The 12,872-nt window shown below is 57.9% G+C and carries 10 protein-coding genes and 1 tRNA gene; 7 read left to right on the top strand and 4 right to left on the bottom strand.

The features are described from left to right. Nucleotides 1-125 precede the first annotated feature (125 nt). The 5 genes from FIU93_RS23970 (at nucleotide 126) to FIU93_RS23950 (ending at nucleotide 5,092) form a co-directional block, all read left to right on the top strand. Nucleotides 126-938 carry a ferredoxin--NADP reductase gene (locus FIU93_RS23970; RefSeq protein ID WP_023003885.1) on the top strand — a complete coding sequence of 271 codons (813 nt, stop codon included), beginning with the start codon at nucleotides 126-128 and terminating at the stop codon, nucleotides 936-938. 244 nt (nucleotides 939-1,182) lie between these two features. Then, nucleotides 1,183-2,046 carry an N-acetylneuraminate synthase family protein gene (locus FIU93_RS23965; RefSeq protein ID WP_023003886.1) on the top strand — a complete coding sequence of 288 codons (864 nt, stop codon included), beginning with the start codon at nucleotides 1,183-1,185 and terminating at the stop codon, nucleotides 2,044-2,046. Between the two features lie 64 nt (nucleotides 2,047-2,110). After that, nucleotides 2,111-2,860: a class I SAM-dependent methyltransferase gene (locus tag FIU93_RS23960; protein WP_152506983.1), complete on the top strand. Its 750-nt coding sequence runs from the start codon at nucleotides 2,111-2,113 to the stop codon at nucleotides 2,858-2,860. A 31-nt stretch (nucleotides 2,861-2,891) separates the two neighbouring features. Continuing rightward, nucleotides 2,892-4,073 (top strand): acylneuraminate cytidylyltransferase, encoded by a 1,182-nt coding sequence (locus FIU93_RS23955; RefSeq protein WP_023003888.1) that lies wholly within the window; start codon nucleotides 2,892-2,894, stop codon nucleotides 4,071-4,073. Between the two features lie 116 nt (nucleotides 4,074-4,189). Next, on the top strand, nucleotides 4,190-5,092 hold the full coding sequence (locus FIU93_RS23950; RefSeq protein ID WP_152506982.1) for a class I SAM-dependent methyltransferase: 903 nt from the start codon (nucleotides 4,190-4,192) through the stop codon (nucleotides 5,090-5,092). A 72-nt stretch (nucleotides 5,093-5,164) separates the two neighbouring features. On the opposite strand, the gene FIU93_RS23945 is transcribed toward FIU93_RS23950, so the two are convergent. Beyond that, entirely contained in the window at nucleotides 5,165-7,021 is a 1,857-nt protein-coding gene (locus tag FIU93_RS23945; protein ID WP_152506981.1) for a tetratricopeptide repeat protein, read from the bottom strand. A 170-nt stretch (nucleotides 7,022-7,191) separates the two neighbouring features. Here FIU93_RS23945 and FIU93_RS23940 point away from each other — a divergent pair, with 170 nt between their 5' ends. Continuing rightward, nucleotides 7,192-7,680: a hypothetical protein gene (locus FIU93_RS23940; protein ID WP_152506980.1), complete on the top strand. Its 489-nt coding sequence runs from the start codon at nucleotides 7,192-7,194 to the stop codon at nucleotides 7,678-7,680. A 144-nt stretch (nucleotides 7,681-7,824) separates the two neighbouring features. Here the strand turns inward: FIU93_RS23940 and FIU93_RS23935 are convergent. Continuing rightward, nucleotides 7,825-7,899, bottom strand: a tRNA-Val gene (locus FIU93_RS23935). Between the two features lie 385 nt (nucleotides 7,900-8,284). Here FIU93_RS23935 and FIU93_RS23930 point away from each other — a divergent pair. Further along, nucleotides 8,285-10,240, top strand: a complete 1,956-nt coding sequence (locus tag FIU93_RS23930) for a DUF4139 domain-containing protein (RefSeq protein ID WP_062489093.1) — start codon at nucleotides 8,285-8,287, stop codon at nucleotides 10,238-10,240. 18 nt (nucleotides 10,241-10,258) lie between these two features. Here the strand turns inward: FIU93_RS23930 and FIU93_RS23925 are convergent, their stop codons facing one another. Both FIU93_RS23925 and FIU93_RS23920 read right to left on the bottom strand, forming a co-directional pair. Beyond that, nucleotides 10,259-10,921, bottom strand: a complete 663-nt coding sequence (locus tag FIU93_RS23925) for an HAD hydrolase-like protein (RefSeq protein WP_173017397.1) — start codon at nucleotides 10,919-10,921, stop codon at nucleotides 10,259-10,261. Between the two features lie 184 nt (nucleotides 10,922-11,105). Further along, a complete protein-coding gene (locus FIU93_RS23920; protein ID WP_208984136.1) occupies nucleotides 11,106-12,749 on the bottom strand; it encodes a methyl-accepting chemotaxis protein in 1,644 nt (547 codons plus the stop codon). Nucleotides 12,750-12,872 lie beyond the last annotated feature (123 nt).

The following is a 12,872-nucleotide window of genomic DNA, read 5'->3' as shown; positions in this document are numbered from 1 at the left end:
ATTTTTAGAATGATTTTTTTGAACTAAGTGCGTTTAGTGGATCGCAGTTGCTTCAAGTCAAGGCTGGACTAGTGCTACATGAGGCACAATCTAATACGAGCGCTGACATACGGACCAAGATTGACATGAACGTACTTGCCAAACCCGCCGACCTCGAAGCTGCCGCCCCGGCTGGCGCTTTCGTCGAGGAAGTGAAATCCGTCCAGCATTACACGGACCGCCTGTTCCGCTTTCGCATGACACGCCCGGCGAGCTTCCGCTTCCGGTCCGGGGAATTCGTGATGATCGGTCTGATGATCGACGGCAAGCCGCTCTATCGCGCTTATTCCATCGCCAGCCCGGCATGGGACGAAGAGCTCGAGTTCTTCTCCATCAAGGTTCCAGACGGCCCGCTGACGTCTCATCTTCAGAAGATCCAGCCGGGTGATGCCGTGCTGATGAAGAAGAAGCCGACCGGCACGCTGGTGAACGATGCGCTCATCCCCGGCAAGCGCGTCTACATGTTCTCCACCGGAACCGGCATCGCACCGTTTGCGAGCCTGATCCGTGACCCGGACACCTACGAAAAATTCGACCAGGTGATCCTGACCCATACCTGCCGTGAAGTTTCCGAGCTGAAATACGGCGAGGACCTCGTGCAGGAAACCATCAACGATCCGCTGATCGGTGAGTTCGCAAAGGACAAGCTGGTCCACTACACCTCCGTGACCCGGGAAGACTTTCCGCGTCAGGGCCGTATCACCGATCTGATCAAGTCCGGCAAACTGTTTGAAGACCTCGGCGTGCCGCCGCTCGATCCCGCCGTTGACCGCGGCATGATCTGCGGTTCCATGGACATGTTGAAGGACACCAAGGCGCTTCTGGAAGAAGCAGGCCTCACCGAAGGTGCAAACAACAAGCCGGCAGAGTTCGTTGTCGAGCGTGCGTTTGTCGGCTGAGTCGGCAACGGCTTAATCTGTTATTAATGCTTAGATCTTTGGCCGGGGGCGCGTGTTTAACACGTGCCCCCGCGGCTTTATTAATGATCTATTTTGGGTTTTCCAAAGAAAGCAGGGTCGATACACCCTAATATGGGGTTCGCGGGTGGACAGACATTGCCTGCAGTGGCAAGAATCTGTCTTAAAAATGGCAAGTCAGCAGGGCCACTTGAACGCTGCAGGCCAAACATCAAGGTACTGAGCCATGATCTCCGACAGTCGAACCTATGTGATTGCCGAAATCGGTATCAACCATAATGGCGATATCGACCAGGCCCTCGAAATGATCCGCAAGTCGAAGGAGGCCGGGTGCGACGCAGTCAAGTTTCAAAAGCGTACGATCGACGTCGTCTATTCCGCTGAAGAGCTGGCACGTCCCCGTGAAAACGTCTTCGGCGCAACGAACGGCGATCTGAAGCGCGGTCTGGAATTCGGCAAGGCCGACTACGACCGCATCGACAAGCTGTCGAAGGAACTGGGCATCGACTGGTTTGCCTCGCCATGGGACGAAGGCTCCGTCGATTTCCTGCTGGACTACGACACACCCTATATCAAGGTCGCTTCCGCGATGGTGACCGACCGGGATTTCCTTGAGTATTGCGCTCGCAGTGGCCGGCCCTTGCTGGTTTCCACCGGCATGAGCGACATGGCAATGGTGAAGAGCTTCGTTGACGTGATCGAGCGCTCCGGCGGCGAGATCGCCTGCCTGTACCACTGCACCTCCACCTATCCGACGCGCGATGACGAGATCAATCTGCTCGGCATTTCGACCCTGAAGGACGCTTTCCCTCATTTGAAGATCGGTTTTTCCGGTCACGAAGAAGGTATCCTGCCAAGCGTCTGTGCCGCCGCTCTTGGGGCGTGTTCCATTGAACGGCATGTCACGCTGGATCGCTCGGACTGGGGCTCCGACCAGAAGGCGTCGCTTGAAATGCCGGAAGTGGCTGAGCTGGTTTCGCAGGTGCGCCGGGTGGAAGTGGTCCGGGGTGACGGGGTTCTGCGCTTCTATGAAGACGAGAAGCCGATTGCCGAAAAGCTACGTCGGAAAGTCACGCTGCAGGCGGCGTGAGACAATTGAGGTATTGGTGGGCTGACCTGAACCGGTCGGCCCTTTTTTTGTTCAAGAGCCATTTATGTCCATCATTAACCGCTGCCTGAATCTTTACCGGGGGGAGAGCTACTACGTGGCTTATCCAGCCCGGCCGCTCCCGCAGGACTATTGGGAAGCAAAGACGGATCCGGACGGCAAGGTCAGGGACATTGAAGCCGAGCGTGATCAGCGCAAGGAAGATGTTCGCTATATCGCGGACTACGTCAACGCACGGTCGCCGGGACGAGTGCTTGATATCGGCTTCGGCCTTGGCGAACTGCTTGAGCAACTCACGGGCAAGAACGAGTGTTTCGGCCTGGATCCTTCCGAGAAGGCGGTAGAGGTCGCTCGCCAATGGTGTTCGGCAGAGCTTCGGCACGGTGTTCTGGAGAAGGGTACGTTTCCTTCAAGCACGTTCGATGTGGTGACCGCCAACCATGTCATCGAGCATGTCGACGAGCCGATCCCCTTTGTTGAAACCATCTTCGAGATCCTGAAACCGGGTGGTGACTTCATTTGTGGCACGCCGAATTTCGCTTCAGCGGCCGCCCGGGTCTACGGTGATCGTTTCCGGTTGCTGCATGACCCAACTCATGTGAGCCTGTTCTCTGACGATTCTCTTGTCAGGCTGCTGCGTGACACGGGATTCCGCATCGAAATGGTCGAATATCCCTATTTCGGAACGCGTTTTGCCACGCGCGAAACGTTCGACAGCATGGTACGGGCCGACGCGGATGTGTCGCCGGCGTTCTGGGGATCTTTCGTAACCGTGTTCGCGCGCAAACCAGAGTGACCCCAGCTTCTCCGAGGTGGTTGAGCAGAAAATGAAAATAGTAGCGGCCATTCCTGCCAGAGGCGGTTCCGTCGGTCTTCCGGGCAAAAACATCCGGCCCTTGAACGGCATTCCGCTTGTCGGCCGGACCGTGCGTGCCGCACGCGGGTCGCGTTTCGTGTCCGAAGTATTCGTTTCGAGCGATTCAGCGGAAATTCTGACAGTCGGTGAGAAATACGGGGCAAAATCCGTTTTGCGCCCGAGCGAACTTTCCGGACCGACCGCGAGCTCGGAGTCCGCGTTGATCCATCTTCTGCAGAACGAGCCAAGCCTTGTCAGCGAACCGCCGGACATTCTGGTTTTCCTGCAGTGTACGGCCCCTTTCACGCAGGCACATCATGTCGATCATGTTGTGGAAGCGCTGCTGGCCAAGAATGCGACCAGCGCGATCTCGGTGGTCGATGACCATGGCTTCTACTGGGAAGTCGGCCCCAGCGGTGAAGGCGTCGGTCTCAACCATGATCCGAGCAAACAACGCGTGCGCCGGCAGGATATCTCTGCAAGATACAGGGAAAACGGTGCCGTCTATGCCATGCGTGTTCCCGAATTCCTGGAAGCGGGCAACCGTTACTGCGGAAAGACGATCCTGGTTCCGGTGGATTCGACCTGGATCGAGATCGATACTTCGCAGGACTGGGACATGGCCGAGGCTTTCATCCGATCAGAACCCTTCACCGGCTTCCTGACCGAGACTGATACCCAGCCCTTGCGGGCGGTGGTGACCGCCTTTGCCGGTGTGCACACGGACAATACGGTTTTCGTCAATCGAGACGGCACGGAGTCAATCGTCTGCAACCGGTATGATGAAATCGGTCTCGACCGTCTGCTTGGCCGCGGCATGATGCTGCTGATGCTGGATCGGGAAGAGGACAGTCTCGCTGTCCAGCGCGCCCGCAAGCTTGCCATGGATTACAAGCATCATCTGTTCGACAAGATGGAAACCCTTTCGGACTGGCGCACCAAAAAGGGGCTGGAGTGGTCCGAGATTGCCTATATCGGCGCAGACATTGCGGATCTCGACTGCATGAAGGCTTGCGGTCTGAGCATCGCGCCGCGCAATGCGCCGGCTGAAGTGAAGGCAACGGCAACGGTGGTTCTGGAAAGTGCCGGCGGTGCCGGTGTGCTGAATGAAGTCTCCGAGCTGCTTATTGCACGGGGCATGATTGCCAACTGACAGGACCGTCATCACTCCAGGTGGTGACATGGAAGAATTTGGGTTCGGGGATCGCGATACGTGCAATCTGCAAACGTCTTCGCTCCCCGGGCACCTTGCGACTGAGAAGGTGAAATATGGCCGTAGACCCACTGCAAAAGAACGTTTCGGTGTTCGATACGCTGCAGCAGCTCGGCCTAGCGTCCCTTGAAACCCAGAGTGTTTTTGCACCCCGGACCCGCGACAAGGAGGGTTTGACCGTCTATCGCGACACGGTTTCAGGTGTTGTCTACATCAATGATTACTATGTCGGCGACGAGACCTACGAAGGCGCTGAACACCGCAAGGACGACTTCTACAAGCGCATCGACTGGGACTACGAATACCAGCAGGATCAGTACCGGCGTCTGGATGCCTACAAGCAGTTTTATGCGGGCAAGACGGTCACCGAGTTTGGATGCTGGAAGGGGCTTTTCCTGAGAGAGGCAGCCAGTCGTGGTGCCGATGTCACGGGGATCGAGCTGCACAGGGGCTACATCGAGGCGCTGGTTGCCGATGGCTATCGCTGCGTGGACAATCCAAACCAGATCGCTCCGGCAACGCAGGATGCGGTCTTTGCCTTTCATGTGCTGGAGCATCTCCCCGATCCGCTTTCAACCTTGCGAGAGTTGCGCGCACTGCTGACAGACAGCGGAACTCTCGTTGTCGAGGTTCCGCATGCTTCCGATTTCCTGTTGTCCAATCTTCAGAACGAAGCTTTCAAGAATTTCACCCTCTGGAGCCAGCACCTTATTCTCCACACCCGCGAAAGCCTGAGGCGGCTGCTTGTCGCTGCCGGCTTTGCGGATGTCGTGATTGAAGGGGTGCAGCGGTATCCGCTTTCCAACCATCTCGGCTGGCTTGCCAACGGCAAGCCCGGTGGCCACAAGTCGAGCCTGTCCGCGTTGGAAACACCGGAACTCAGGTCGGCTTACGAGGCCGCGCTCCGCAAGATCGACGCGACCGATACGCTTGTTGCGATTGCCAGAAAGGCTCGCTAAGGCGGGGCGGCCAGTTCAACAATTGTTCGCACTGCTTTGCCGCAGGCTCACTGGCAGCGCCTGCAAAGCTTTCTACAGGCCCAGCCGTTCGTTCCGTTTGCCAGGATAACCGGCCGCCAGTTCTTCACGCATGACCTGAATGACCTGCGGTACCATCTCCACCGTCGGATGCGTCTCGTCGATGTAGATGTACTTCATGCTTGGATACCAGGGAGGATTGGCCTGGCCGAGCAACAGGGCGGGTTCCACCGGGCCGAAGCGCACGCAGGGAACGCCAAGAATGCCCGCCATGTCTGCAACACTGGTGTTTGCCGAAACCACAACATCGCAAATGGCGGTCAGGTCAGCGGCCGCCATCAGGTCGTTGAAGAGATCGACGTCCGGGAAATAGGTGAACTTTCCTTCCGAGCGGGCCACCAGGAAGTCGAGCTCCTTTTGCAGGGCCATGTACTGAAGATTGACGTAGATCGCGTCTTCAGCATCAAGGATCGGCGCAAAATCAGGCGCGGACAGGTAATAGCGCGCGCGGTATTTTTCCAGGTTCCGTGAACGCCAGGAGACGCCGATAATCGGTTTCTTGTCGGCGTCCGGCAGCCTGCCGAGATATTCGCGGGCCTTTTCCTGGTTGAATTTGTAGACCGGGTAGGGGGCGTTCTTGAAGCTCTCGAAATCCCGCCGGAAATAGCGTGCAAGATCGACCATGTTGGCCGTTATGTCGTAATCCGCATCCTCCGGGGCCTGATCGTCCTTTGGCGTGCCGGGCCTGACAAGGATCTCCGGAAACGAATTCTGGAAGAAGGGAACGGACTTCGCTGACACTTCGAGAATGAGCTTTTTCGCTCGCGCCTGGATATCGAGAAACATCGTGCCGCACTTGAGCGCGTCACCCAGCCCCTGATCGCCCCACAGCAACACCGTCTTGTCCGAGATATCCTCGCCTTCCCATTCCGGCTTTGGAAACTCCCGTCGCTGGGAAGTTGCTTTCTTGTCTTCAAAGCGGGCCGCGTGAATGTCCCAACCCGTTTCGAGGTTGCCCATCGACAGATAGGCGAGCGACAGGTTCCAGTCGAGGCCGGAAATCACGCCGCCAGGCGCTTCCTCCTTTGCCTTCTGGAGAATGTCGATACTGTCCTGTCCGCGGCCGAGCATCAGGTAGTGAACCCCGAGCGTGACCTTGCAGTGATAGTTGCCCGGTGTGCCTCTGACGGCCTCTTCGGCGTATTTCAAGCCCTCGTGTGCTCTGGAGATCGAGAACAGGACACGGGCCTTTTCGTGGAGCAGGAGCGGGTTGTCCGTGAAGCGCTCCAGGGCCTTGTCGATCGCCTCGAGCGAGGCGTCGAACTGTTTCAGTTCAAGGCGGCAACGGGCCTGTTCGATGCAGTTTTCGACGTTGTCCGGTGCGAGTATTTCCGCGCGTTTGAAGAAGGTAAGTGCTTCCTCAAAACGGTTGTTCTTGCGCAGAAGCAGGCCATAGTTCGTATAAACTTCGCCGTGGTTCGGATTGGAGACAAGCAGGCTCTTGAAGATCGCTTCCGCTTCTTCAACCCGTTGCAGTCCGGTCAGCGCAATTGCCTTGATGTTGAGCGCCTCGCGCTCCTTCGGGTTGAGCGACAGGGCTTTTTCCGAAACGGCGAGCATGCTTTCCGAATCCGTTCCGATGTCCATCATCGCTCGGGCGAGGTTGGCATAGAACGACGCCTGGTTCGGATTCTGGGCAATTGCCTTCTGGATGTATTCAACGGCCTTTTTGGGAGATCCCAATTGCCTGTAGGTCACGCCTAGCAGATTGAGCGCATCCGGATTGGTCGGTGCCTTTTTCAATACCAGCTTGTAGCACCGCTGCGCCTTTTCGATCTCACCGGACTGGTGATAGGACAGCCCCTTGACGAGCTTTTCGCGTAAAGGATTTGGAGCGGTTTGCGTGGCCATCTTCTATCTGCTCTTCGGGAATCACTTGAAGAACAATAGCAGGAAGGGGTCTCAAAGGCAGGCCGACAAGCCAAACTGTCCGGATTACCTTGGGGATTGAACCTGAATTTCTTGCTCGAAAGAGCTTATTGCCGGCGGAACTGCTGTGACTGGAATTGCTGGCGTTGGTATTGTTGCGGCTGACCCCGCTGCGGCCGGTAGTCTTCGCGCTGGTATTGCTGGCGCTGATAGTAGGACCTGTTTTGCGGCAAGCCCAGCCGGCGTTGTCTTTCCAGTTGCAAAAGGCGAACTCTTTCTTCGCGCAATTGCTGAACGCGCTGCGCTTCTTCCAGTTCACGCCTTTCCTGTGCCAGTCGTTGTCGCTCGAGCTCCAGAATCAACATCTGCTGCTGCAGAAGCGATTGATTGAGTCGCTGTTGCTCGTCAGTGAGCAGGGGGGCAGACGGCAGTTGGATGTTCTGCGAGGACTGCGCGCGAGCGACCGTTGCGGGCGCAAGGACCGCAAACAACAGGAAAAGTGCCGCAGCTTTTTTGGTCGCGGAGCGAAACATGTCATCCATGCCCAGTGCCGGAGCCAGGGCTTTGCTGGCGGGCAACACGAAACCGGATCACTTCCGGTACGCCCGATCATCAGGATCCGCTCAACGGAACGGATCTGACCAATATACACGCTCACCTTTTGCAGGGCTGGTTTTCAGGAAAATTTGCCCAGATTTCTGGCAAGAGTTGCAATTGTGGTGAATCGGATCACGGCAAAGTAGTGAAAATTGCGGCAACCGGATCTGGAGGTAATCAAAGGAAAATGGTGGGCGATACTGGGATTGAACCAGTGACCCCTCCCGTGTGAAGGGAGTGCTCTCCCGCTGAGCTAATCGCCCGTGCCTTGGCGGCTGGTGGCGCGTATCTAGGGCAAATCAACGGCTTGCGCAACACCCTTTTTCTGGAACCGACGTCTGTTGCTGGGGCTCGTCGGTTCTAGCCAATTGCTTTTGTGCTGATGCCGCGGAAAGAGATGACCCGCTGTCCCGGGCGAAAATATTTGTCGTCTGACCGGCAATGTCTGGAATATCTGGGTGCCGTAATGTGGGGCGGTTTGCTGTCGGCGCGGTCTTCCGTCTGGTGAGGTATTCATCGAGCGGTCGGATCCGGAAGGCTGTCGTATCGCGTGACAGATTATGTCAGGAGCCGTTATCAGTCTTCGCGAAAAGGCCGTATTTAAAGCAGACGATCGTTTCCGCTGACTGTTTTTTGGAGTGTTTTTAAATGATTGCACGCGTTTCTTCTCTCGCGCTCGTGGGTCTTTTCCTGCCTGCCGGGGCGTTTGGCGCCGACAATGGGCCCATTACCAGCATCACGCTGTCTTCGGGTGGTCTCGCCGAAGTGGTGCGCAAGGCGGATATTGACAGCAGCGGTCTGATCAACATGACGGTCCCGCTCGAACAGGTGAACGATGTGCTGAAGAGCATTGTCGTGTTCGACGAGGCAGGCGTTGTCGAGGGTATTACTCTTCCCGGCCCGAACCCGCTGGCGGAAACCTTTAAGAACCTGCCGTTCACCGTTGAGGACCTGCAGTCGCCCGCACGCCTTCTGGCAAAACTGCAGGGAACCCGCGTGCGTCTGGAAAAGGCCGGGTCCACGGTCGAGGGGCTCGTTCTCGGCGTGTCGGTGCAGGATGACGGCGACAGGGGGCAGTCCTTTGTCATTTCGGTTCTCAGTGATGGTCGCATCACCGGTGTCGGCCTGTCCGCAGATACCGAAGTCACGTTTCTCGATGAAGACATTCAACAGAAGGTTGCCAAGGCCTTGTCGGCGGTTGGCAACGGCAAGTCGGACGGCGCGCGAACCGTTGCCTTGAAAGTGGCAGGCGAGGGCGAACGTGAGGTCGCGGTTTCCTACGTCGTGCCGGCGCCCATCTGGAAGACGGCTTACCGCGTGGTGACGATGGCCGATGACAAGGCCCGGCTGCAGGCCTGGGCCGTACTTGAAAACGCCAGCGGCGAAGACTGGGACGATGTCAGGATAACGCTGTCCTCCGGCGCACCGGTAACGCTGAAACAGCGGCTCCACGATCTTTACTGGAAACAACGGCAGGAAGTGCCGGTGGATGTGTCCAGCGGCTACGTGCCTCCTGTCGACATGGGGGCGGAACCGCAGTTTGATGTTGCCGAGAGCGAGGCCCGCATGCCGGGCGCGGCGCGTTCCAGCTTCATTGGCTCGGCGGTTGCGCCGGAAATGGTTCTCAACATGGCCGCCGCCAATGTCGGCGAGGTGAGCGAAGGCGCGGTCACCGCGTCCTTCACAATTCCATGGCCTGTCGACCTTGAAAGCGGGGAAACCCTGTCGGCGCCGATCGTTGACAAGGTCGTATCCGCCGAAACGGTTTCCGTATTCCAGCCTGAAAGCGGCCTGCAGCATCCCATCGCTGCGATCCTGATCAAGAACGAGACCGAAACCAGCCTGCCACAGGGCATCCTGACGGTTTATGACGAAAAGGAAGGATATGTCGGTGATGCGCAGATCAGCGGCATGCCTTCGGGCGAAAGCCGCATGGCAAGCTTTGCGACCGACAAGAAGGTCAGGATTGCACAGTCAACATCTGCCGACAGCCAGATCGTCTCGATCAAGGTCAATGACGGGGTTCTGAACGCGATGGTGCGCGAGCGATCCTCGACGCAATACGCGATCAAGGGAGCCCCGGACGGTGACCGCACGATCGTCATCGAGCATGCCAAACGTCCCGGGTGGCAGTTTTCCTCCGAGCAGGAATTGGACAGCACCGCAACGCACCACCGTTTGAAGGTGGAAGTGCCAGCGGGAACAACGGAAACGGTTTCCGCCCTGCAGGAGCGGACCTTGTCGGAGACCTATTCACTGATCTCCACCGATGCGAACCAGCTGCTTTATCTCTCCAGGCGCTCGCCGGACAAGGAAACCGCTGCAAAGCTGAAGGAACTGTCGGAGCTGCAGAACGAGATCGCCCAGATCGAGCGCCAGATCCAGCGCTTGCGGCTTGAAAAGGATGAGGAGAGCCGGGACCAGGAACGCCACCGGGCCAACCTGGCGGCTCTTGAGCCGGGTGCCGATCTCTACAAGCGTGCCGCCCGCAAGCTGGAGGAAAGCGAAACCCGGATCGAGGATGTCGATACGGAAATTGCGGCACTATCCGTGCGCCGGGAAGAAATCCGTGAAACCCTGGGCGATGCCATCAGGACATTCTGATGTCTGACAGAACCAGCCTCAGGACTTGAGCGAAGCGATTGCACCAGCCAGCTCGTCGAAATGCGAAATGACCCGGTCCGGGGAAAGGTCCCGGACCGGCACGACCGTGTAGCCGAAATCGACCGCGATGACCGGAATGCCGGCGTTACGGGCGGCATCGATGTCGGTGCCGCTGTCACCGATCATGATGGAACCGCCGATTTCTCCACCCGCCCGGTGGATGGCACCATGCACGGGTTCGGCATGCGGCTTTGCCACGGAAAACGTATCGCCGCCGACAACGGCGTCGAAATGCCTGGCGAGATCGAGTGTAGCCAACAGCGGATGCGTCAGCCGCTCGGCCTTGTTGGTGCAGACCGCCAGTTTCCATCCGTCTTTTCGGAAGTTTTCCAGCGCCGCGACAACGCCGTCGAACGGTTTGGTGTGAACCGCGATATTGGCGGCATAATGCTCCAGAAAATGCACATAGAGCGGCGCCACGGTTTCATCGGTCCAGGAAATGCCGTTGAATTCCAGGCCGCGCTGGATCAGCACCTTTGCACCCAGGCCGACCATGTTGGCGACGTTGTCCTGGGGAATGGCCGAATGCCCTGCGGAGGTCATGACGATGTTCAAGGTGGCGACGAGATCTTCCATGGACGACACCAGCGTGCCATCCAGATCGAAAACCAGAACGGACATGAGACCCTCTGAAATGCAGGAGCGGGACGGCAAGAACGCATTCATGCTGAAAGGCATGATTGCGGGCAGGTAAACCGGCCCCGGAATGTGGGAAAGGCCTGCATTCACCCGAACGCAGGCCGCCTTCAATGCCTAGCTGCATAGCCGCTCCGCCGCAAGAGGGGATCGGCTCCGCCGGTTTGTTCTAGAGTTTGTACGCGGTCCGGAAGCCACCCCAGTGACGGCCCTGAACGATGATCGGCGCGTCGATCTCCTTCATCCAGACGATATTGCCGCCGCCCATGTCCCGGGCGTAGGACTGGATCAGGAAGGGGCGCGTGTTGCGCGCCGCGCTGAGGCCGGCCCGGTCATCGAAGATGCGCTTGTTGCGGCAGTTGGCCGTGTTCCAGGCAACATCATCCGGTTTTTGCGGTTTCGAGTAGATCAGATTGTGTACCGGCAGGTAGCCGTTGCGATCGACCGAGGCACAAAAGGCCATACCCTTGCATTTGCCGAGGATTTCTTCCTGGATCGTTGGCAGGATCTTTTCCAGATGAGCCAACGCGCGGGTCGACACTTGAGGCGGGTTGGTGCCGGCTATGTGCTGGTAATTGGTATCGAACAGGTCGTCCATGGTCAGCTGACGCTGCGCGATGAGATCTTCCATCGCGTTGGATATGCGCGAGGCCCCTGTCTGGACACGTTCTACCTCAACAGCGTGGCTTTCATGAATGGATGCGATCTTGCGCTCAAGGGCCGCCTGGAACCCGGCATCCTTGTTGACGAAGCAACCGTGGCAACCATGTTCGGAAACGGCGACGATGCGGACTTCCACCTGGCCGATCCCGGTGAGATCAAGACGGGCATTCATGCCCTGTTTCAGGTTGGAGCCACCTTCGGGCCGGAACAGCGTGCCGCCTTCCGAAATATCGTGGGTCTCGATCTGTGCGGATGTTCCGCCTGCTGTCACCGATCCGGAAATCTTGATCGGCAATCGGTCGTGCTGACGACGATCGCCGATTTCGGTCTGCCGGATCATCATGGTGAAGCGGGACTGCAGCGCTTTGGAAGCCGTGCTCATTTCCGCACCGGTTTCGCGCGCCAGCATGCCACCTTCTTCTGCTGCCGCAGCAGACTCCGTAATTGTCTGCGCGGTGCGCAGCACTTCCTGAACGAAATCCGCCGTCTGCTGCGCCTGGTCACCGATCCGGTTTGTGGTCTCAACCTGGGTCTGAACCGCATCTTCGACCGCGGCAAAGCTGGGCCGTATCCTGCCGATAACATCGATGATCTGGTTGACCGAGCCGAGGCTGAGTTCCGCTGACTGGTTGAGGCGGTCGATGTTGGCGACGATCTGTTCCGTTGCCGACTGCGTTTCCACCGACAACGCCTTCACCTCGCTCGCGACAACGGAAAAGCCACGGCCGGCTTCGCCTGCGCGGGCAGCCTCGATGGTGGCGTTCAGGGCCAGCAAGTTGGTTTGCTTGGCAATGTCCGAAATCAGGCTGACGACATTGGCAATGTCATCGATCGCGTTCTTGAGCTCCAGAACACCCTGGTTGACCTGGGCCGCGACGTCGCGGGCCTCTTGCGCCAACTGGTTGGACACACCGACCTGCTGTCCGATTTCGCTGCTGGAGGTGGTGAGATCCTGAATGGACGTGGCCAGTCCCGAAGCGTTCTCATTGGCAACGGCCGATTGGTCCGCAAGCGACTGACTGTCGCTGCGGATGGTCTCCAGCTTGTCCATCTGACTGACGAGCCGGTCCTGCACCTTCTCCGCCGCGGCGTTGATAGTCTTGGCCGCGACTTGCAGATCGTCTTCCAGGCTGTCCAGTACGAAGCTCATCTGGCTGGCCGCCAGCTGCGCTTCCGGCTGGTTTCCGGAAGTATTGTCAGTTTCCTCAGGGGCAGGTATCTTGTTGTTTAAATTATTGTATTCGTCTTTCTGCCTTGGTCTAAGTCGAAGAAT

The organism is Labrenzia sp. THAF35 (assembly GCF_009363595.1).
Classification (GTDB): Bacteria; Pseudomonadota; Alphaproteobacteria; order Rhizobiales; family Stappiaceae; genus Roseibium; species Roseibium algicola.
The sequence above is the reverse complement of the archived record's forward strand: the minus strand, read 5'-3'. Positions and strand labels throughout refer to the sequence as shown.